The following is a 21,166-nucleotide window of genomic DNA, read 5'->3' as shown; positions in this document are numbered from 1 at the left end:
AGCCTCCCAAAAGTTGAACAACTAATGAGAAACTTCTTTTACCTCTCTGATAAACTTCCTCTGTTATCAATCTGTAAACTGTTACAGCCAAGCCGTCCAATGGACAGAAAGCTGTATGATATCAGAACAAGAAAAAATCTTAGTTATTCAAACTTAGGGGCTTCTTCAAGTAATATTGCAGTCGTAGCAATCACTCGCGATTGAGTTCATTTGCTATTTCCGTGGTTCGATTATTATTTCTGAAAATTCACTTATTTTTCTTTAGCCAAAGGGAATTGGTCCATAAAATCATGCTCTATCATAAGATTTACACTGTCTTCACCATATTTTAATACTTCTGCCATTAATCGAGCATAATGTACACCCAAATCTCTTCTTTGGACTGAGGATAGGGACATTCCATATCTACCTGAAGCCTCTGCTGTTAGTAGCATCATTTTGTATAACATTAATCGATCTGTAAATGGAGATACCTTAACATCCACGATCTCACTCTCCCAAGTAGGCAGTTTCGGTAAATCGTTTTAAGTAAGTATTGACTGAAAAATCTCTAAATGTTTTTGAAGAATATCTACTCCACGCTCAAAATGTTTCTTTAGTTGTTTTGAGGGTGTAGCCAGAGCAAAACTTTTCATAAATGTTTTATGTAATTCCGTAGCTTTAAAATTAAAAACGAGCTGAGTGATCTCAGCAGAATTGATAGGACGGCGTTCACCAAACCAGCCAGCCAAAAAACGTTGGTGACTGACTTTTTCTGCGTGATCAGGAGTGGGAATATGTACTTCAGGATGGTGAAGTCCTTTTTTTATGATGAAATCAGATAAACGATTGTACAGCTCCATCGAATTTTTCATACATTCCTGATAAAATGCACGGATGTCTTTACGGGTTGAGGTACTTAAAGACAATGAATAAACTATTTGAGCAGCTTGAGCTAATTGGTATTTAATAAGAGCTGTGAAATTATCCGTACAAATAGCTGGAGCATGTAAATCTACATCATTTTCATCAAACTTTTGTGGAAGTGGTTGGCCTGCCTCTTCCAAAAATTCCTTTGACTTAGCAACTTCAATCTTCGCAATTTCTTCCGCATATTCAAGAATGGTACGTAACTCTTCATCTTGCGTCTTCGCAATAAAATATTTAGTAACCCAAAAAGCCATTGTGTTGGTTAAATATGAGTTCCACAAACTTGTAATTTCTGAAGGCGTTAATTTTTTTATAGAAGTCATTTTTGTCTCTCCTTAAAAAACACATTATAAAATTATCCTTTCTATTTTCTTTACTCGACAGAAACTTATTCATTTTCAATAAAGAAAAAGAAATTAAATACCCCTTTTATGCCACAAAATGCTTCGTTTGAGTGTAGCATTCCCCAATAGGGTTCACTCTATTGGGAGGAGGTGTATTATATTTATTTTAAAAGTCGAGAGTGTCCAAAATTGATAATGTATATTGCATCACCTTTTAATAGTAAGCAAAAGAAAAGGCTTCTCAAAAGTTTAATCAACTAATGAGAAGCCTCTTTTATATACCTGATGTTATCATTTTGTTAGCAAATCACTTTAAAACCCTTATTTATCAGGGGTTTTAGCGGTCATTACATCATGCCGCCCATGCCGCCCATGCCGCTCATGTCAGGCATGCCGCCGCCTTCTTCTGGAATGTCAGCAACTACTGCTTCAGTAGTCAAGAACATTGCAGATACGGATGCTGCGTTTTGAAGTGCATAACGAGTCACTTTAGTTGGGTCCACGATACCGGATTCGATCATGTTTACCCACTCGCCAGTTGCAGCGTTGAAGCCTGTGCCGACTTCTTCGCGCTTCAGGCGCTCAACGATGACTGAACCTTCAAGGCCAGCGTTGTGAGCGATTTGACGAACTGGTTCTTCCATTGCGCGAAGAACGATGTTTACGCCAGTAGCTTCGTCGCCTTCAGCCTGGATTCCAGCCACTTTGTTGTATACGTTAAGAAGCGCTACGCCACCGCCTGATACGATTCCTTCTTCAACTGCAGCGCGAGTTGAGTTAAGGGCATCTTCAATGCGAAGCTTGCGTTCTTTTAATTCAGTTTCAGTAGCAGCACCAACCTTGATGACTGCAACACCGCCAGCTAGTTTAGCAAGACGCTCTTGTAATTTTTCACGGTCAAATTCAGAAGTTGTTTCTTCCATTTGAACGCGGATTTGGTTTACGCGGCTTTCGATTTGAGCGCTGTCTCCAGCACCTTCAACGACTGTTGTGTTTTCTTTTGTAACAACAACTTTAGAAGCGCGTCCCAAAGAAGTGATTGTAGCAGACTTAAGTTCACGGCCAAGTTCTTCAGTGATCACTTCACCGCCAGTCAATGCAGCGATGTCTTCAAGCATAGCCTTACGGCGGTCACCAAAGCCAGGAGCCTTAACAGCTACTGCGTTGAATGTTCCGCGAAGCTTGTTGACTACTAATGTAGCAAGTGCTTCACCTTCAACATCTTCAGCAACGATCAATAATGGCTTGCCTTGCTGTACAACTTGCTCAAGGACAGGAAGGATTTCCTGGATGTTGCCGATCTTCTTGTCAGTGATCAAGATATATGGATTTTCAAGAACAGCTTCCATTTTGTCAGAATCCGTTACCATGTAAGGAGATGCATATCCGCGGTCGAACTGCATACCTTCAACAACATCCAATTCTGTAGTGAAGCCTTTAGATTCTTCGATTGTGATAACGCCGTCGTTGCCAACGCGCTCCATTGCTTCTGCAATCAATTGGCCAACTTCTTCGTCAGCAGCAGAGATCGCCGCAACTTGTGCGATAGAAGCTTTTCCTTCGATTGGCTTTGAAATAGCCTTCAGCTCTTCAACAGCTGTAACAACAGCCTTTTCCATACCTTTGCGGATGCCCATTGGGTTAGCGCCGGCGGTTACGTTCTTAAGACCTTCACGGATCATCGCTTGAGCAAGAACTGTTGCTGTAGTCGTACCGTCACCAGCAACGTCGTTCGTCTTGCTTGCTACTTCAGCAACAAGCTTAGCACCCATGTTTTCGAATGCATCTTCAAGTTCGATTTCTTTCGCGATTGTTACACCATCGTTAGTGATAAGAGGTGAACCGAATTTCTTCTCAAGAACCACGTTGCGTCCCTTTGGTCCAAGAGTTACTTTTACTGCGTTTGCAAGAGAATCAACCCCGCGAAGCATCGCGCGGCGTGCTTCTTCACTGAACTTAATTTCTTTAGCCATTGTAGAAAGACCTCCTCAGAATTTAAATTTATAACGTTCTGTCTATAATCGCAGTGATTATTGCACTACTGCTAGAATGTCGTTTTCACGTAGGATCAGGTACTCAGTTGCCTGATACTTTACTTCTGTGCCTGCGTATTTTGAGAAGATAATGCGGTCTCCGACTGCAACTTCAAGAGCAACGCGCTCGCCGTTCTCTAGAACACGGCCAGTTCCAACAGCTACGACTTTACCTTCTTGAGGTTTTTCTTTCGCTGTGTCGGGTAAAACGATACCGCTTGCAGTTTTTTCTTCAGACTCAACAAGCTCGATAATAATGCGATCTCCTAGTGGCTTGATCAAGTGAAACAACCTCCTCAAATTATATGTAGAATTTTTTATTAGCACTCTCCTCAATAGAGTGCTAACACAATTTATATAATAATGAATCTCTATTTTTTTTGCAAGCGTGAAGCCTAACTTTTTTTATAAAAGTTAGCAGATGAATCTAACTTCTCTCCCTTCGACAGCAAGTACTATATTTCGCGGTTTTGCAGGCAGCCTGGCCAAAAAAGGCCACCTTAAAGAGTATGCCTGTTCAAAGGAATTTTGACCAAAACATTCATAAGACACCCTGATATTTGAACTTTCCTGATGATTACTAGTAAAATGGATAGATAGCATTCTTATAATAGCTTTTATGGCATACACATAGACCGATCCGAATAGAAGGAGATTATCATATTGAAAAAGGAATACTGGTACGTCATTATTGCCTATATTGTCATGCAGCTTTCAAGCCTGATCGGCATTCCGATTGTTGCCTTTATCGGAGCTGCAATGGGAAAAAGCCTTAAGGAAATGGAGACACTCTCGATTCCATACTGGCTCGTGATCAGCTTTTCTCTCACACTTGTGATTGTGCTTCTGCTTCTAAGGAAAGAACGCAGAACAGAGACTGACCTGCGTGATGCTTCATCACCTGCAAGCTCTGCTGCCTGGGCATTCGCAGGTGTATTCCTTGCTCTGTTCGCCCAATCAATCGCGGCTAGCATCGAAAACATGATTGGTATTGAAATGGGCTCGGAGAATACACAGGAAATCATTAAATTGATTGAAATGTTCCCAGTTATCATTTTGGTTAGCTCGATTATCGGCCCTATATTAGAAGAAATCGTCTTCCGTAAAATCATTTTCGGCAGCCTGCATAAGAAAATGAATTTCTTCTTTTCCGCACTAATCAGCTCTGTCATTTTTGCGCTTGCCCATATGGAGCCGGAGCACGTGATCCTATACTCAGCGATGGGCTTCACCTTTGCCTTCCTTTATGTAAAAACAAAGCGGATCATCGTGCCAATCATTGCCCACGTTACAATGAATACAATGGTTGTCCTGCTTCAATCCGTATTTAGGGAAGACATTGAGAGAATGATAAAAGAAGCAGAGAAAATACAAAGCTTTATTGGGGGATTTTAAGTTATGAAGCAATCGCCTTTATTTTCAGGCATTGTCTACATCTTGTTAGGCAGCTTATTCACCTATTTCGCCATCCAGAATGTAAACGAGACAGGCTGGGGATTCTTTAGCTATTTGCTTGTAGCTCTTGCCACGTTCGACTTCGGGTCCGGCATCAGGATGATTATGTTCCATTTCAAACTGAAGAATGTACAGAAAAAATAGCTCCTTCATGAAGGAGCTATTTTTTATTCGACTGATTCAGTTGTTTCAGTATCTGTTGGATAATGTTTTAAGAAATAAATCAATGACTGCAGCTCAACCGCCAAATCAATGTGATGGATCCTGATCGACGGCGGCACATTCAGCCTCGCCGGCGTGAAGTTCAGGATTCCCTTGATATTCGCCTGTACCAATCGGTCTGTGATCGGCTGTGCTACGGCTGAAGGAACCGTCAGGATAGCTACCTGGATCCCTTCCTCGACGACAACCTTGTCAAGATCATCCATGTGATATATTGAGACTTCGCCGATTTTCGTGCCGACCTTTCCTGCGTCAACATCGAAAGCTATCTTGATTTTCGTATTATTATTCTTTGAAAAATTGTAGTTCATTAATGCTGTTCCCAGGTTTCCGACACCGATCAGGGCAACTTTCGTCAGCTCATCCTGGTCCAATGTCTTACGGAAAAAGGTTAGCAGGTAATTCACATTATAGCCATATCCCTTTTTACCTAAAGCCCCAAAGTAGGAAAAATCTCTTCGGATTGTTGCTGAATCCACCTTTACCGCTTCACTTAATTCCGCGGATGACACCCTTTGCTTCCCTGAAGAATGCAAGTTCAATAAGAACCGGTAATACAGTGGCAAACGTTTTGCGGTTGCCTGCGGAATCTTCATAGCATCATTCGTCATTCTCCATCCTCCACCCTGTCCGTTATTTCTATCTCAACTTTTCTTCTCTCTTGAAATCACCGTTTTTACCGCCGGTTTTTTCGACCAGATATGTCTTGCCAATCACCATGCCCTTATCAACGGCCTTGCACATATCATAAACAGTCAGCGCACATGCTGAAGCTGCTGTTAACGCTTCCATTTCCACACCTGTATTCCCTTTTGTTTTTACAGCTGCGGCGATATTTAAAATATAGTCATTACCATTTTGCTCCCAATCGAACGAAAGGTCAATGCCTGTCAAAGGAATTGGGTGGCACATCGGGATGATTTCGGATGTCTTTTTTGCCGCCATGATGCCTGCTACCTGCGCGACAGCCAGTACATCCCCTTTTTTCATCTTATTTTCAGTGATTCTACTATATATATCTTCGTTCACGGTTATGCTTGAATGGGCGACTGCCGTACGGACCGTCTCCGGCTTTTCACTGACATCGACCATCTTCGCTCTTCCCTCTTCATTAAAATGCGTAAATTCTGCCATGTTAAAGCTCCTTTCTACCAAATAATACACTATTTTATAAAACTTGTGTGTGAACTTTGTTTCAGTGTTCACAATACACAGGGAATTTTTTACACCTTACCACCTATAGCAGTTCGCACATATTGCCGTGCCTATATTATTGGGTTACACTATCTCTAAGGCAATAGAGGTGAAAATAATGATTTTATTACAGGTGAATCAGCTATCAAAATATTTTGCTGCTGATCTTATTTTATCGAATATAAAGTTTGAAATACAGACCAATGACCGAGTAGCGCTTGTCGGCCGGAACGGGGCAGGAAAATCGACCCTGCTGAAAATCCTCGCCGGGTACGAATCTCATGACGGCGGCGAGATCATTCGCCCAAAAGGGACGATGATCGGCTATCTCGCGCAAAATACCGGGCTTGAATCCGAGAAAAGCATCTGGGATGAAATGCTAGCCGTTTTTGACCATCTGCACAGCATGGAAAAAGACTTGCGCCGGCTGGAAGAAAAGATGTCGGATCCCGCCATTCTGTCAAATGAGACTGAATACGAAAGAGTCATGAAAGAGTATGACCTTCTTCAGGTGCAGTTCAAGGAAAAAGGCGGCTACCAATATGAAGCCGATATCCGTTCTGTCCTTCACGGCCTGAACTTCCATTCTTTTGATTATTCCACAAAAATATCCACTTTAAGCGGGGGACAGAAAACTAGACTCGCATTGGCGAAGCTATTATTGACTCGCCCGGATATTTTGATTCTCGATGAACCGACGAACCACCTTGACATCGATACGCTATCCTGGCTTGAGCAGTATTTACAGGGTTATGACGGCGCTATCCTGATTGTTTCACACGACCGTTACTTCCTGGATAAGGTCGTGAACCAGGTATACGAAATCTCCCGCCATCAGTTGACGAAGTTCCCTGGCAATTACAGCTCGTATTTAGAGCAGAAAGCCGCGAATTACGAACGTGATCTGAAACTATTTGAGAAGCAGCAGGATGAGATCAACAAGCTGCAGGACTTTATTCAGCGGAATCTGGCGAGGGCATCAACAACTAAGCGTGCCCAGAGCCGTCGGAAGCAGCTTGATAAAATAGACCGGATGGACAGGCCCAAAGGCGATGAAAAATCGGCTTCGTTCAGCTTCCAAATTGAACGCCAGAGCGGAAATGATGTCCTGAAGGTGGATACACTTGCTGTCGGCTACCAGAATGAGGTCGTATCTGAAAATATCACATTCAACCTTTCGCGTGGCGACAGCACAGCACTCGTTGGGCCAAATGGCGTCGGAAAATCGACTTTATTAAAAACAATCGTTGAAAAACTGCCTTCAATAACTGGAAATATTCAATACGGTTCAAATGTTTCGATCGGCTATTATGACCAGGAACAAGCAGAGCTCAGCTCGAATAAAAAGGTTTTGAACGAACTTTGGGATGAATACCCCCTTAAATCAGAAAAAGACATTCGTACCGTGCTGGGGAATTTTCTTTTTTCAGGTGACGATGTCCTAAAAATCGTTTCCACCCTAAGCGGCGGCGAAAAAGCTCGTCTGGCACTGGCCAAGCTTATGCTGCAAAACTCGAACTTCTTAATTTTGGACGAGCCGACAAACCATCTCGACCTGGATAGCAAGGAAGTGCTCGAGAATGCCCTGATTGATTACCCAGGCACCATCCTGTTCGTCTCACATGACCGTTATTTTATCAACAGGATTGCCACAAAGGTCCTCGAGCTAGACCGTGGTGGCTCAACTGAATACCTTGGTGATTACGATTATTACGTCGAGAAAAAGCTTGAGCAGGAAGAGCTGAGGGCACTGGCCGAGCAGGCCGCCAAAGCTTCAGGAAGTGCTGTGGACAACTCAAAGCAGGACAAGACCTCCTACCAGCAGGACAAAGAAGCGAAAAAACTCGAACGCCAGCGCAAACGCCGCATGGAAGAAGTTGAAACGAAGATTGAACAGCTGGAATTAGAAGTAGCTGAATACGAAGAACTGCTTTGTGATCCCGAAGTCTTCCAGGATCATGAAAAAGCAGGAGAAATCAATAGTAAAATCGAAGCCGCCAAAGAGAAACTCGACGAACTGATGGAAGAGTGGACAGAACTGGCTTAGTGAGTGAAAACCGGGCATGAAGTTGCCCGGTTTTTTATTTTGTACATAAACTCTTTAATAGAGCCCATGCTAAATTTCACAAAACTAATTGGAAAAAAACGATTGGAATTTCCAATTCGCTATAAAAATGTGATTTTCGCTATATAATTTTTGTTTTCGCTATAAAACTTGGATTTTCGCTATATAATTAAGTTTTTCGCTATAAAACTTGGATTTTCGCTTTAAAAAGTGATCTGCCCCAGATAGTGTTGTCTCATAATCAATTTTCCCCTTGTAAAAGGGGCGCTTTTTAGAAAAAACTCTTTTAAAGTATGCAAAAATCCACAAAAAAAGTCCCGAGTTGAAAACCGGGACTTTTTGTTCACATAGTTATTCACATAGTAAAGACTGATTTATGGCTTATCCAGAGACTTTTCCACATTATCCACAAAATCAGCTCGTTTTATCCACATTGTACACAGTTTTGTTCTTAAAACATCAACATATCCACAGAAGAGTCTGACAACAAATTTTTTACGTACGACTTTCGTTGTGGATAGTTATCTCCAGACCAGGATTTCCATTCAAGGTTAAATCGGCCCGTTGGCCTTTTTCATAAAAAACACTCCCTGCCGCGGCAATCATGGCAGCATTGTCTGTGCATAAAGACAACGGAGGAATGACAATTTCCACATCTGAATCTGCAAACTCTGTGGATAATTTCTCCCTCAACCCTTTATTCGCCGCAACTCCTCCAGCAAGCAGTACTTGTTTTACTCCGTATTCTTTCACAGCTCTTTGAGTTTTTGTGACAAGTACATCAATAACACTCTCCTGGAAGCTAGCTGCAAGCTCTTCAGGTACGATTTCCTCTCCACGCTGCTGTGCGTTATGCACAACGTTGATCACAGCCGACTTCAACCCACTGAAGCTGAAATCATAGGAGCCTTCCTCAAGCCATGCACGTGGCAGGTCGATTGTTGCCTTTCCTTCATGAGCCAGCCTGTCGATATGCGGACCGCCCGGATATGGAAGGTGCAACGTCCTTGCTACCTTGTCATAGGCTTCGCCTGCTGCGTCATCCCGTGTCTCACCAATCACCTCGAAATGACCGTGTTCCTTCATATAGACGAGCTCAGTATGCCCGCCGGACACGACAAGTGAAAGCAGCGGGAAGTTCATCTCCGTTACAAGTCGGTTCGCATAGATATGGCCGGCAATATGATGGACACCAATGAGTGGAATACCATTCGCAAACGCCAATGCTTTGGCTGCGTTAACGCCAATCAATAACGCCCCAACCAAGCCTGGTCCTTCTGTAACTGCAATAGCATCCAGGTCCTTAACATCCACATTTGCCTGGGCCAATGCTTCCTCTAACACAAGCGTGATCTGTTCAACATGGTGCCTTGATGCAATCTCCGGAACTACCCCTCCGAAACGCTTATGGCTCTCAATCTGAGAGGCGACTACATTCGCAAGGATTTCCCGTCCATTTTTCACAATCGCTATAGCCGTCTCATCACAGCTCGTCTCTATTCCCATTATTAATTGATCTTTTGTCATTATAAATTCACCCACATTACTAAAGCGTCTTCCATATTGTCTGTATAATATTGTTTTCTAATAGCTCCTTCTTCGAAACCAAACTTGCGATAAAGGTTTTGGGCCCTTTCATTGCTCACCCTGACTTCGAGCGTCACCCTTAATGCGCCCAGTTCACGAGCCAGTTCCATTACCTTGCCCATAAGCGCCTCACCCAGCTTCATTCCCCTGTATTCCGGAAGCAAAGCAATATTTGTGATATGTGCTTCATCAATGATGATCCACACTCCACAGTAACCAACTACCTTTTGATCCACTTCCACAATCAGATACTGAGCAAACTGATTCTTCGTCAATTCATTGAAAAAAGCTTCCCTGCTCCATGGAATGGTAAAGGAATTAACCTCAACCTCCATCACTTGATCCAAATCATCAACCGTCATATTCCGGAACGTTATCGTTTTATTCATCTTCTCTTCCCACTTATTTTTTAGTCTCTTGCGCTTTTAGCCAATTGGCCTCTGCCTCTGCCAGGCGGATATAGTTAGGAACGAATGTATGAAGGTTAACAGCCTCTTTATCCATCCCTAATAATGCAAGCTCAGCAGGTCTAGGATTCTGTTCAGTGACAGCTGCAAAAACTGCTTTGTCTCCAAGCTCTTCCTTAATGACATCTTCATGGAGTTTCAAATCATTGCTCGTGAAAAGAATTCTGCTGTCCAGTTCATTCAATGTTTTTACCCAATCAGCTGACATAACAAGCTGATCATCTTTTACTATCTGCAACTTTTGATTCTCGAACTTATACAATCCTGTATAAATCTGCCCTCTCCTCGCATCAAAAAAAGGAGAAACATATCCGTCAAAATAGCGGCCAGACGATGCTGCCGCAACCTCAAGGCTTGATACGCCTGATAACGGGATTTTCAATGTCCAGGCCATTGTTTTCGCGATCGTCACTCCGATCCGGACACCAGTGTATGATCCAGGCCCTTCAGCCACGACAATCTTCGATAGATCACCTGGTTTTATATTGCACTCTTCCATCAATGTCTGGATCGCCGGCATGACGCGTACCGAATGATTCTTTTTTATATTGGAAATATACTCGCCCAAAACTGTCTCACCATCAAGAAGACCAATACCTAAAACATAATTGGACGTATCAATCGATAATACCTTCATTTAAAAAATCTCCTTACACAATTCTTCATACCGATTGCCCTTCGGCTCAGCAACGATTCTTCTAGCTCCATTTTCATCAAGATATAATTGAAGGAGCAATAGCTCTTCAGGCAGCTGGGCTTCAATCAGATGAGCCCATTCAACAACCGTCACACCATTACCTTCAAAGTATTCTTCAAAACCAAGATCTTCAAACGCATCTTCAACACGATATACATCCATATGATATAACGGCAGACGTCCCTGGTACTCCTTGATAATTGTAAAAGTAGGACTGTTCACATTCCTGGTGATTCCCAATCCTTCTGCAAGGCCTTTTGTAAAAGTCGTCTTTCCTGCACCTAAATCCCCTTCAAGGGCAATCACATCTCCCGCTTGAAGAAGACCTGCCAGCCTTTTCGCAAAATCCTTTGTCTCTTCCGGCTGCTTTGATATGAATTGATAACTCGCCATATATATCACCTAACTAACAGTCGATTTTATAATACAAAAAACCTTAGGATGTCTCCTAAGGATGAGGATACTATATGTAGTTTACACGATTTAAGGAGGACGGGCAAAAAAACCAGCCATTTTTCGTCGTTTTTAGGCAATAAAAAAAAACGAAACCATGTTTCGTCCTGACAATCTATCAATTTATGAAAATGGCGGTCCCGACCGGGATCGAACCGGCGATCTCCTGCGTGACAGGCAGGCATGTTAACCGCTACACCACGGGACCAATATGTATAAAAAGATGGATTATTGCGGGGGCAGGATTTGAACCTGCGACCTTCGGGTTATGAGCCCGACGAGCTACCGAACTGCTCCACCCCGCGTCGATAATATAAGAATCCATTTAAATTTTTAAAACAGCCCGGCGGCGTCCTACTCTCACAGGGGGAAACCCCCAACTACCATCGGCGCTGAGAAGCTTAACTTCCGTGTTCGGTATGGGAACGGGTGTGACCTTCTCGCCATCGCCACCAGACTATTTAATTAAGGAAAGGACAGTTATTTTGCTTCGCAAAAAACTTTATTCCCTCAAAACTAGATAATGTGTAAGAAGAATAAGAAGCAACGAGTAATCTATTTTGGTTAAGTCCTCGAACGATTAGTATCAGTCAGCTCCACACGTCACCGCGCTTCCACCTCTGACCTATCAACCTGATCATCTTTCAGGGTTCTTACTAGCTTGCGCTATGGGAAATCTCATCTTGAGGGGGGCTTCATGCTTAGATGCTTTCAGCACTTATCCCGTCCGCACATAGCTACCCAGCGATGCCTTTGGCAAGACAACTGGTACACCAGCGGTGCGTCCATCCCGGTCCTCTCGTACTAAGGACAGCTCCTCTCAAATTTCCTGCGCCCACGACGGATAGGGACCGAACTGTCTCACGACGTTCTGAACCCAGCTCGCGTACCGCTTTAATGGGCGAACAGCCCAACCCTTGGGACCGACTACAGCCCCAGGATGCGATGAGCCGACATCGAGGTGCCAAACCTCCCCGTCGATGTGGACTCTTGGGGGAGATAAGCCTGTTATCCCCGGGGTAGCTTTTATCCGTTGAGCGATGGCCCTTCCATGCGGAACCACCGGATCACTAAGCCCGACTTTCGTCCCTGCTCGACTTGTAGGTCTCGCAGTCAAGCTCCCTTGTGCCTTTACACTCTGCGAATGATTTCCAACCATTCTGAGGGAACCTTTGGGCGCCTCCGTTACTCTTTAGGAGGCGACCGCCCCAGTCAAACTGCCCACCTGACACTGTCTCCCGCCCCGATCAGGGGCGTGGGTTAGAATTTCAATACAGCCAGGGTAGTATCCCACCAGCGCCTCCACCGAAGCTGGCGCTCCGGTTTCTCAGGCTCCTACCTATCCTGTACAAGCTGTACCAAAATTCAATATCAGGCTACAGTAAAGCTCCACGGGGTCTTTCCGTCCTGTCGCGGGTAACCTGCATCTTCACAGGTACTATAATTTCACCGAGTCTCTCGTTGAGACAGTGCCCAGATCGTTACGCCTTTCGTGCGGGTCGGAACTTACCCGACAAGGAATTTCGCTACCTTAGGACCGTTATAGTTACGGCCGCCGTTTACTGGGGCTTCGATTCAGAGCTTCGCGTGAGCTAACCCCTCCTCTTAACCTTCCAGCACCGGGCAGGCGTCAGCCCCTATACTTCGCCTTGCGGCTTCGCAGAGACCTGTGTTTTTGCTAAACAGTCGCCTGGGCCTATTCACTGCGGCTCATCTAGGCTATTCACCCAAATGAGCACCCCTTCTCCCGAAGTTACGGGGTCATTTTGCCGAGTTCCTTAACGAGAGTTCTCTCGCTCACCTTAGGATTCTCTCCTCGCCTACCTGTGTCGGTTTGCGGTACGGGCACCTTTTATCTCGCTAGAGGCTTTTCTTGGCAGTGTGGAATCAGGAACTTCGGTACTATATTTCCCTCGCTGTCACAGCTCAGCCTTCACGCAAGCGGGATTTGCCTCACTTGCAGCCTAACTGCTTAGACGCGCATATCCAACAGCGCGCTTACCCTATCCTACTGCGTCCCCCCATTGCTCAAACGATAAAGAGGTGGTACAGGAATATCAACCTGTTGTCCATCGCCTACGCCTTTCGGCCTCGGCTTAGGTCCCGACTAACCCTGAGAGGACGAGCCTTCCTCAGGAAACCTTGGGCATTCGGTGGATGGGATTCTCACCCATCTTTCGCTACTCATACCGGCATTCTCACTTCTAAGCGCTCCACCAGTCCTTACGGTCTGACTTCAACGCCCTTAGAACGCTCTCCTACCACTGACATCTAAGATGTCAATCCACAGCTTCGGTGATACGTTTAGCCCCGGTACATTTTCGGCGCAGAGTCACTCGACCAGTGAGCTATTACGCACTCTTTAAATGGTGGCTGCTTCTAAGCCAACATCCTGGTTGTCTAAGCAACTCCACATCCTTTTCCACTTAACGTATACTTTGGGACCTTAGCTGGTGGTCTGGGCTGTTTCCCTTTTGACTACGGATCTTATCACTCGCAGTCTGACTCCCACGGATAAGTCTTTGGCATTCGGAGTTTGTCTGAATTCGGTAACCCGATGAGGGCCCCTAGTCCAAACAGTGCTCTACCTCCAAGACTCTTACAACGTGAGGCTAGCCCTAAAGCTATTTCGGAGAGAACCAGCTATCTCCAAGTTCGATTGGAATTTCTCCGCTACCCACACCTCATCCCCGCACTTTTCAACGTGCGTGGGTTCGGGCCTCCAGTTGGTGTTACCCAACCTTCACCCTGGACATGGGTAGATCACCTGGTTTCGGGTCTACGACCACATACTCATTCGCCCTATTCAGACTCGCTTTCGCTGCGGCTCCGTCTTCTCAACTTAACCTTGCATGTAATCGTAACTCGCCGGTTCATTCTACAAAAGGCACGCCATCACCCATTAACGGGCTCTGACTACTTGTAGGCACACGGTTTCAGGATCTATTTCACTCCCCTTCCGGGGTGCTTTTCACCTTTCCCTCACGGTACTGGTTCACTATCGGTCACTAGGGAGTATTTAGCCTTGGGAGATGGTCCTCCCAGCTTCCGACGGGATTTCTCGTGTCCCGCCGTACTCAGGATCCACTCAGGAGGGAACGAAGTTTCAACTACAGGGTTTTTACCTTCTTTGACGGGCCTTTCCAGACCACTTCATCTACCCCGTTCCTTTGTAACTCCATGTTGAGTGTCCTACAACCCCAAGAGGCAAGCCTCTTGGTTTGGGCTATGTCCCGTTTCGCTCGCCGCTACTCAGGGAATCGCGTTTGCTTTCTCTTCCTCCGGGTACTTAGATGTTTCAGTTCCCCGGGTCTGCCTTCAATACCCTATGTATTCAGGTAAAGATACTGTTCCATTACGAACAGTGGGTTTCCCCATTCGGAAATCTCCGGATCAAAGCTTACTTACAGCTCCCCGAAGCATATCGGTGTTAGTCCCGTCCTTCATCGGCTCCTAGTGCCAAGGCATCCACCGTGCGCCCTTTCTAACTTAACCTAAAAGGTCATTTCTCTATTAATATAGAGAGAAAACTAAAATGGCGATCACTCGGTTTTTTCTTGGTTCTTCTTACTTACGATTATCTAGTTTTCAAGGAACAAAAAAACTTTGAGGCAATTGCTCCCTCAAAACTAAACAAACAAGCGTACAACATCATAGACCATAAGGTCTAAGTTCCGATTGCCATTACGGCAATATCCTTAGAAAGGAGGTGATCCAGCCGCACCTTCCGATACGGCTACCTTGTTACGACTTCACCCCAATCATCTGTCCCACCTTAGGCGGCTGGCTCCATAAAGGTTACCCCACCGACTTCGGGTGTTACAAACTCTCGTGGTGTGACGGGCGGTGTGTACAAGGCCCGGGAACGTATTCACCGCGGCATGCTGATCCGCGATTACTAGCGATTCCGGCTTCATGCAGGCGAGTTGCAGCCTGCAATCCGAACTGAGAATGGATTTATGGGATTGGCTCGACCTCGCGGCTTCGCGACCCTTTGTTCCATCCATTGTAGCACGTGTGTAGCCCAGGTCATAAGGGGCATGATGATTTGACGTCATCCCCACCTTCCTCCGGTTTGTCACCGGCAGTCACCTTAGAGTGCCCAACTGAATGCTGGCAACTAAGATCAAGGGTTGCGCTCGTTGCGGGACTTAACCCAACATCTCACGACACGAGCTGACGACAACCATGCACCACCTGTCACTCTGTCCCCCGAAGGGAAACGTCCTATCTCTAGGGTTGTCAGAGGATGTCAAGACCTGGTAAGGTTCTTCGCGTTGCTTCGAATTAAACCACATGCTCCACCGCTTGTGCGGGCCCCCGTCAATTCCTTTGAGTTTCAGCCTTGCGGCCGTACTCCCCAGGCGGAGTGCTTAATGCGTTTGCTGCAGCACTAAAGGGCGGAAACCCTCTAACACTTAGCACTCATCGTTTACGGCGTGGACTACCAGGGTATCTAATCCTGTTCGCTCCCCACGCTTTCGCGCCTCAGCGTCAGTTACAGACCAGAGAGCCGCCTTCGCCACTGGTGTTCCTCCACATCTCTACGCATTTCACCGCTACACGTGGAATTCCGCTCTCCTCTTCTGCACTCAAGTTCCCCAGTTTCCAATGACCCTCCCCGGTTGAGCCGGGGGCTTTCACATCAGACTTAAGGAACCGCCTGCGCGCGCTTTACGCCCAATAATTCCGGACAACGCTTGCCACCTACGTATTACCGCGGCTGCTGGCACGTAGTTAGCCGTGGCTTTCTGGTCAGGTACCGTCAAGGTACCGGCAGTTACTCCGATACTTGTTCTTCCCTGACAACAGAACTTTACGACCCGAAGGCCTTCATCGTTCACGCGGCGTTGCTCCGTCAGACTTTCGTCCATTGCGGAAGATTCCCTACTGCTGCCTCCCGTAGGAGTCTGGGCCGTGTCTCAGTCCCAGTGTGGCCGATCACCCTCTCAGGTCGGCTACGCATCGTTGCCTTGGTGAGCCGTTACCTCACCAACTAGCTAATGCGCCGCGGGCCCATCTGTAAGTGACAGCCGAAACCGTCTTTCAGCTTTCCCTCATGTGAGGGAAAGGATTATCCGGTATTAGCTCCGGTTTCCCGAAGTTATCCCAGTCTTACAGGCAGGTTGCCCACGTGTTACTCACCCGTCCGCCGCTGATCTTCAAAAGCAAGCTAATGAAGATCCGCTCGACTTGCATGTATTAGGCACGCCGCCAGCGTTCGTCCTGAGCCAGGATCAAACTCTCCAAGAAAGAGTTATGAGTTAGCTCATAAAGTTAAAACGTTGGCTCATGTTCTTCTATAATAGAAGTCATGATCATTTATTGTTTGTTGACGCTTGTTTGTTTAGTTTTCAAAGAGCAATGAAATTGGAGCGGGTGAAGAGAATCGAACTCTCATCATCAGCTTGGAAGGCTGAGGTTTTACCACTAAACTACACCCGCATATAAAGTTGAATTGCTGAATGGTCGGGAAGACAGGATTCGAACCTGCGACCCCTTGGTCCCAAACCAAGTGCTCTACCAAGCTGAGCTACTCCCCGTTATTAAGGAAAAAATAATGGCGCGCCCGAAAGGAGTCGAACCCATAACCTTCTGATCCGTAGTCAGACGCTCTATCCAATTGAGCTACGGGCGCATTAGTTTTAATAGCAACTTTTAAATCTTATCACACCCGATATAGGATGTCAATAACTTTTTTTTGGTGCGGCCGAGAGGACTTGAACCTCCACGGGGTTGCCCCCACTAGGCCCTCAACCTAGCGCGTCTGCCATTCCGCCACGACCGCAAAACATGACAGGGTTATATAATAACTAATTGAGGTTCATTAATCAACAGGCAATTAATGGTGCGGGTGAAGGGAGTCGAACCCCCACGCCTTGCGGCGCCAGATCCTAAGTCTGGTGCGTCTGCCAATTCCGCCACACCCGCATATGGATATTCATTCGCCGAAGCGAGAATTAAGGAAAGTTATTTTCGCTGGCGCGAAAAAACTTTGGTGAGCCATGAAGGACTCGAACCTTCGACCCTCTGATTAAAAGTCAGATGCTCTACCGACTGAGCTAATGGCTCGTAAATGGCTGGGCTAGCTGGATTCGAACCAACGCATGTCGCAGTCAAAGTGCGATGCCTTACCGCTTGGCTATAGCCCAATAAAATGGCGGTCCCGACCGGGATCGAACCGGCGATCTCCTGCGTGACAGGCAGGCATGTTAACCGCTACACCACGGGACCAGAAATGGAATTATAATAGTTACTTTCGCTGTCGCGAAGTTAAGGATGATTATTTTCGCTAACGCGAAAAATCTTGGTGACCCCTACGGGATTCGAACCCGTGTTACCGCCGTGAAAGGGCGGTGTCTTAACCGCTTGACCAAGGGGCCATATTAAAAGGTTCTGGCGGAGAAGGAGGGATTTGAACCCTCGCGCCGCTTACGCGACCTACACCCTTAGCAGGGGCGCCTCTTCAGCCTCTTGAGTACTTCCCCATACCTTGAAATTAATGGCTCCGCAGGTAGGATTCGAACCTACGACCGCTCGGTTAACAGCCGAGTGCTCTACCACTGAGCTACTGCGGAATATTCATATTTGTTCTTTCAATAGTTATTCTTCGCCGACTGTCCTCATCTCAGAACGCCTATTCAAGGAGCGGTTCGATGAGTACAACTCGTAGCAAACTCAGAGACGATATCGCTCGTTGCTCTACCACTGAGTTACTGCGGAATAACTTTAATTTTCGATGTCGTTGTCTTGTCGACTCTTACTATTATAGGGAGGTGCCTAGTAAAAGTCAAGGGTGTTTTAAATAAGTTTTTCATTTCTTTTTTTAAAGCCCACAAAGGCTTATTCTACAGTCATTTCCTTCACTTTTATCAGCTTTCCTCGGCATTTTCCACACACGTATTTTGATGTATTTATAGATCTTTTGCGGCGATAGGTCAAATTGCAACTGCTGCACTGATAAAAAATGAATTTCTGTTTAGCCCTTCTCTTCTTCTCCTCAGGAAGTGCAGAACAAAATCTCGGGGCATCTACCTTCTTTAATAAATCCCGAAAGTCTTTATCGCGATGCTTGTATCCTTTTCCTTCTATATGAAGATGGTAATGGCAAAGTTCATGCTTAATGATCCCGATCAACTCTGCCTCACCAAGCTGCTCAAAATACTTTTTATTAATTTCAATGTTGTGGCTGCTCAGCATATAGCGCCCGCCAGTCGTTCGAAGTCTCGGATTGAAGAACGCTTTATGCCTGAACGGCTTATGGAAGTATTCATTTGAAATCATCACTACAAGATTGTGCAATTCTTGATCAGTCATCTGTAAAACGCCTGCCTTTTAAAGAAACATGACAACCCATTATAGCATATATTAATGTTACCATTTAACGCATTATCTTAAGGAGGTATTGCCATGCCTGTCTGGTTTCAGAATCAAATGAAACGAGCCTTCTATGAGAAAAATCGGTATCAGATCAAACTTTTAAATCAATGTTGGTACTTTTATAGAAATAAACAGAGTTTGAACGATTAAAAGACTGCAGGGAATTCCTGCAGTCTTCTATATTATGCCTGCTCAGGCTTTAGCATCGTCAAAGCGACGCGACCTTTTTTCTGGTCGACACTATCCACCCATACGGTGACTACGTCCCCAACGGATACAATATCCAATGGGTGTTTTACGAAACGGTTGCTTAACTTTGAGATATGGACAAGTCCGTCTTGTTTTACACCGATATCAACGAAAGCTCCGAAGTCAACCACGTTCCGTACAGTACCTTGAAGCTCCATTCCTGTCTTCAGATCCTCAAGCTTCAATACATCCTTTTTCAAAAGTGGTGCTGGAAGCTCGTCACGCGGGTCCCTTTCAGGTCTTACGAGTGCATCAATGATATCTTTCAGTGTAAGTTTGCCAATCCCTAATTCGTCTGCCGTTTGATCGATGTTGATTTTAGCGAGTGCTTCCTTTAATGCTGGAGTTCCTAAATCCTTTGTTTTGAATCCCAGGCTATCAAGCAGCTGCTTTACCTCACCGTAACTTTCCGGGTGGATGCCAGTCAGGTCAAGAGGTTCCTTCCCGTCGATGACACGCAGGAATCCGATTGCCTGTTCATATGTCTTGGCTCCGAGACGCGGAATTTTCTTCAACTGTGTCCTGCTCGTAAACTTTCCTTCTTCTTCTCGCTTCTTTACTATATTATTGGCCACTGTTTTTGAAAGACCGGCTACGTACTGCAATAAAGAAGAAGAAGCTGTATTCACATTGACCCCTACCTGGTTAACTGCCGTCTCAACAACGAATGTCAGCGATTCTGATAGTTTTTTCTGGCTGACATCATGCTGATACTGGCCGACACCGACGGATTTCGGATCGATTTTAACAAGTTCAGCGAGCGGATCCTGCAATCGGCGTGCAATCGATACAGCACTTCGTTCTTCCACCTGGTAGTTAGGGAATTCTTCGCGGGCAAGATCGGATGCGGAATAGACGCTCGCTCCTGCTTCATTAACAATGAGATAGTAAATTTCTTTATCCATCTCTTTCAGGATGTCTGACACGAATTGTTCTGTCTCCCTGGAAGCAGTTCCGTTGCCGATTGCAACCATCTCCACATCATACTCTTTCAGGACTTTTATGAATTTATCCTTAGCCTCAGTATTTTTAGCTCCTGAGGTATGCGGGTAAATCACACCGATCGATAAAACTTTTCCCGTTTCATCTACCGCAGCCAGCTTACATCCTGTACGGAACGCCGGGTCTACACCCAGGACAACCTTCCCTTTTAACGGAGGCTGCAAAAGCAGCTTTCGAAGGTTTTCCGAGAAGATGTGAATTGCTTGCTCTTCGGCTTTTTCTGTCAATTCATTCCTGATTTCACGTTCAATCGACGGCTGAATCAGTCGCTTATATGCATCCTCGATCGCCTCTGTTACTGGAGTGGCTGTGAAAGAGTGATTTTTAGAAATCCACTTTCGCTGCAGGTAACTCATAATGACATCTGTTTTTGGCTTTATAGAAACCCTTAAAAGGTCCTCTTTTTCACCGCGGTTGAGCGCAAGGATTCTGTGCGGCACCACTTTATTGACTGGCTCAGAATACTCATAATACATCTCATAAACGTTCTTCTCATCCTGCTCTTCATTTTTCACTGAAGAATCGATGGATCCAGATTTATAGGTTTCATTCCGAATCCACTTGCGGCTGTCTGCATCATCGGAAACAATTTCAGCGATAATGTCTTTCGCTCCGGCAATCGCATCTTCAATAGATTCGACACCTTTTTCTTCTGATAAAAACTCCCGGGCTTTTTCTTCAAGACTTCCGTTTACAGGGAACTCCAGCATCCACTGAGCAAGCGGCTCAAGACCCTTTTCTTTGGCGACAGTCGCTTTCGTTCTTCTTTTTTGCTTGTATGGTCGGTATAAGTCTTCTACTTCCTGAAGCTTGATTGCTTTTTCAATGTTCGTCTTAAGCTCGTCAGTCAGCTTTCCTTGTTCTTCGATGAGCCTGATGACTTCCTCTTTACGCTGCTCTAAGTTCTGTATGTATTGCCATCTTTCAACGATGTCACGGATTTGCACTTCATCAAGCGCACCCGTCATTTCCTTTCGGTAACGGGCTATGAACGGTACAGTGTTTCCTTCATTAATTAATGAAATGACACTTTGCACTTGTTTAGCTGTTAACGATTGCTCTTTGGCAATGATTTTTACATATTGATCTTGCTTATCCATTGTTTGAGT

14 protein-coding genes, 13 tRNA genes, 3 rRNA genes and 1 pseudogene are annotated in these 21,166 nt (G+C 45.4%); 4 read left to right on the top strand and 27 right to left on the bottom strand.

Translation table 11 applies throughout. The features are described from left to right. Nucleotides 1-251: 251 nt before the first annotated feature. The 3 genes and pseudogenes from AC0VX7_RS01440 to groES all read right to left on the bottom strand — a co-directional run bounded on the left by AC0VX7_RS01440 (nt 252) and on the right by groES (nt 3,568). Nucleotides 252-1,232 (bottom strand): annotated as a pseudogene (locus AC0VX7_RS01440) (DUF3231 family protein). A 368-nt stretch (nt 1,233-1,600) separates the two neighbouring features. After that, nucleotides 1,601-3,226 carry a chaperonin GroEL gene (gene groL, locus AC0VX7_RS01435; protein ID WP_215036621.1) on the bottom strand — a complete coding sequence of 542 codons (1,626 nt, stop codon included), beginning with the start codon at nt 3,224-3,226 and terminating at the stop codon, nt 1,601-1,603. A 57-nt stretch (nt 3,227-3,283) separates the two neighbouring features. Beyond that, nucleotides 3,284-3,568: a co-chaperone GroES gene (gene groES / locus AC0VX7_RS01430; RefSeq protein WP_475426334.1), complete on the bottom strand. Its 285-nt coding sequence runs from the start codon at nt 3,566-3,568 to the stop codon at nt 3,284-3,286. 381 nt (nt 3,569-3,949) lie between these two features. On the opposite strand from groES, the gene AC0VX7_RS01425 reads away from it, so the two are divergent. Both AC0VX7_RS01425 and AC0VX7_RS01420 read left to right on the top strand, forming a co-directional pair. After that, entirely contained in the window at nt 3,950-4,681 is a 732-nt protein-coding gene (locus AC0VX7_RS01425; RefSeq protein ID WP_215036619.1) for a CPBP family intramembrane glutamic endopeptidase, read from the top strand. Between the two features lie 3 nt (nt 4,682-4,684). Continuing rightward, a complete protein-coding gene (locus tag AC0VX7_RS01420; RefSeq protein WP_215036618.1) occupies nt 4,685-4,885 on the top strand; it encodes a YdiK family protein in 201 nt (66 codons plus the stop codon). A gap of 23 nt (nt 4,886-4,908) precedes the next feature. On the opposite strand, the gene AC0VX7_RS01415 is transcribed toward AC0VX7_RS01420, so the two are convergent. Both AC0VX7_RS01415 and moaC read right to left on the bottom strand, forming a co-directional pair. Further along, nucleotides 4,909-5,574: a redox-sensing transcriptional repressor Rex gene (locus AC0VX7_RS01415; RefSeq protein ID WP_215036617.1), complete on the bottom strand. Its 666-nt coding sequence runs from the start codon at nt 5,572-5,574 to the stop codon at nt 4,909-4,911. Nucleotides 5,575-5,602: 28 nt separating this feature from the next. Further along, nucleotides 5,603-6,097 carry a cyclic pyranopterin monophosphate synthase MoaC gene (gene moaC, locus AC0VX7_RS01410; RefSeq protein WP_041967791.1) on the bottom strand — a complete coding sequence of 165 codons (495 nt, stop codon included), beginning with the start codon at nt 6,095-6,097 and terminating at the stop codon, nt 5,603-5,605. 178 nt (nt 6,098-6,275) lie between these two features. On the opposite strand from moaC, the gene AC0VX7_RS01405 reads away from it, so the two are divergent. Beyond that, nucleotides 6,276-8,204, top strand: coding sequence for an ABC-F family ATP-binding cassette domain-containing protein (locus AC0VX7_RS01405; protein ID WP_475426333.1), 1,929 nt, complete (start codon nt 6,276-6,278; stop codon nt 8,202-8,204). A gap of 513 nt (nt 8,205-8,717) precedes the next feature. On the opposite strand, the gene tsaD is transcribed toward AC0VX7_RS01405, so the two are convergent. From tsaD to AC0VX7_RS01300, 21 genes are all read right to left on the bottom strand, one after another. Beyond that, the gene (gene tsaD, locus AC0VX7_RS01400) at nt 8,718-9,749 is read right to left on the bottom strand and encodes a tRNA (adenosine(37)-N6)-threonylcarbamoyltransferase complex transferase subunit TsaD (RefSeq protein ID WP_475426332.1); all 1,032 of its coding nucleotides are present in this window, start codon (nt 9,747-9,749) and stop codon (nt 8,718-8,720) included. Next, nucleotides 9,749-10,198 carry a ribosomal protein S18-alanine N-acetyltransferase gene (rimI, locus tag AC0VX7_RS01395; RefSeq protein WP_475426331.1) on the bottom strand — a complete coding sequence of 150 codons (450 nt, stop codon included), beginning with the start codon at nt 10,196-10,198 and terminating at the stop codon, nt 9,749-9,751. The genes tsaD and rimI overlap by 1 nt, the downstream gene beginning before the upstream one ends. Nucleotides 10,199-10,211: 13 nt before the next feature. Then, nucleotides 10,212-10,913 (bottom strand): tRNA (adenosine(37)-N6)-threonylcarbamoyltransferase complex dimerization subunit type 1 TsaB, encoded by a 702-nt coding sequence (gene tsaB / locus AC0VX7_RS01390; RefSeq protein ID WP_475426330.1) that lies wholly within the window; start codon nt 10,911-10,913, stop codon nt 10,212-10,214. Next, nucleotides 10,914-11,366: a tRNA (adenosine(37)-N6)-threonylcarbamoyltransferase complex ATPase subunit type 1 TsaE gene (gene tsaE, locus AC0VX7_RS01385; protein ID WP_041967785.1), complete on the bottom strand. Its 453-nt coding sequence runs from the start codon at nt 11,364-11,366 to the stop codon at nt 10,914-10,916. It lies immediately after the preceding gene. A 192-nt stretch (nt 11,367-11,558) separates the two neighbouring features. Then, nucleotides 11,559-11,634: transfer RNA gene (locus tag AC0VX7_RS01380), tRNA-Asp, on the bottom strand. Between the two features lie 23 nt (nt 11,635-11,657). Continuing rightward, nucleotides 11,658-11,731: transfer RNA gene (locus AC0VX7_RS01375), tRNA-Met, on the bottom strand. 36 nt (nt 11,732-11,767) lie between these two features. After that, nucleotides 11,768-11,883: ribosomal RNA gene (gene rrf / locus AC0VX7_RS01370) — 5S ribosomal RNA — on the bottom strand. A gap of 103 nt (nt 11,884-11,986) precedes the next feature. Beyond that, a 23S ribosomal RNA gene (locus tag AC0VX7_RS01365) occupies nt 11,987-14,921 on the bottom strand. Nucleotides 14,922-15,128: 207 nt separating this feature from the next. Next, nucleotides 15,129-16,679: ribosomal RNA gene (locus tag AC0VX7_RS01360) — 16S ribosomal RNA — on the bottom strand. The 16S, 23S and 5S rRNA genes sit together here with 13 tRNA genes alongside, the layout of an rRNA operon. Nucleotides 16,680-16,797: 118 nt before the next feature. After that, a tRNA-Gly gene (locus tag AC0VX7_RS01355) sits at nt 16,798-16,871 on the bottom strand. A gap of 21 nt (nt 16,872-16,892) precedes the next feature. Next, nucleotides 16,893-16,969 (bottom strand) — tRNA-Pro (locus AC0VX7_RS01350). A gap of 18 nt (nt 16,970-16,987) precedes the next feature. Beyond that, a tRNA-Arg gene (locus tag AC0VX7_RS01345) sits at nt 16,988-17,064 on the bottom strand. Between the two features lie 64 nt (nt 17,065-17,128). Continuing rightward, nucleotides 17,129-17,214: transfer RNA gene (locus AC0VX7_RS01340), tRNA-Leu, on the bottom strand. Between the two features lie 58 nt (nt 17,215-17,272). Continuing rightward, nucleotides 17,273-17,357: transfer RNA gene (locus tag AC0VX7_RS01335), tRNA-Leu, on the bottom strand. A gap of 65 nt (nt 17,358-17,422) precedes the next feature. Continuing rightward, nucleotides 17,423-17,498: transfer RNA gene (locus tag AC0VX7_RS01330), tRNA-Lys, on the bottom strand. A gap of 5 nt (nt 17,499-17,503) precedes the next feature. After that, nucleotides 17,504-17,578: transfer RNA gene (locus AC0VX7_RS01325), tRNA-Gln, on the bottom strand. A gap of 6 nt (nt 17,579-17,584) precedes the next feature. Continuing rightward, nucleotides 17,585-17,660: transfer RNA gene (locus AC0VX7_RS01320), tRNA-Asp, on the bottom strand. A gap of 74 nt (nt 17,661-17,734) precedes the next feature. Further along, a tRNA-Glu gene (locus AC0VX7_RS01315) sits at nt 17,735-17,809 on the bottom strand. A gap of 14 nt (nt 17,810-17,823) precedes the next feature. Then, nucleotides 17,824-17,914 (bottom strand) — tRNA-Ser (locus AC0VX7_RS01310). A 15-nt stretch (nt 17,915-17,929) separates the two neighbouring features. Continuing rightward, nucleotides 17,930-18,004, bottom strand: a tRNA-Asn gene (locus AC0VX7_RS01305). A 265-nt stretch (nt 18,005-18,269) separates the two neighbouring features. Next, complete coding sequence (locus tag AC0VX7_RS01300; RefSeq protein ID WP_475426329.1) at nt 18,270-18,743, bottom strand: SprT family protein; 474 nt, start codon at nt 18,741-18,743, stop codon at nt 18,270-18,272. A gap of 93 nt (nt 18,744-18,836) precedes the next feature. Here AC0VX7_RS01300 and cmpA point away from each other — a divergent pair, with 93 nt between their 5' ends. Then, a complete protein-coding gene (gene cmpA, locus AC0VX7_RS01295) occupies nt 18,837-18,956 on the top strand; it encodes a cortex morphogenetic protein CmpA (protein ID WP_023626316.1) in 120 nt (39 codons plus the stop codon). 32 nt (nt 18,957-18,988) lie between these two features. Here cmpA and AC0VX7_RS01290 read toward each other — a convergent pair whose 3' ends face one another. After that, nucleotides 18,989-21,157 carry a Tex family protein gene (locus tag AC0VX7_RS01290; protein ID WP_475428055.1) on the bottom strand — a complete coding sequence of 723 codons (2,169 nt, stop codon included), beginning with the start codon at nt 21,155-21,157 and terminating at the stop codon, nt 18,989-18,991. Nucleotides 21,158-21,166 lie beyond the last annotated feature (9 nt).

The sequence above is a fragment of the Mesobacillus sp. QJM3NY_10 genome (assembly GCF_056173465.1).
The sequence above is the reverse complement of the archived record's forward strand: the minus strand, read 5'-3'. Positions and strand labels throughout refer to the sequence as shown.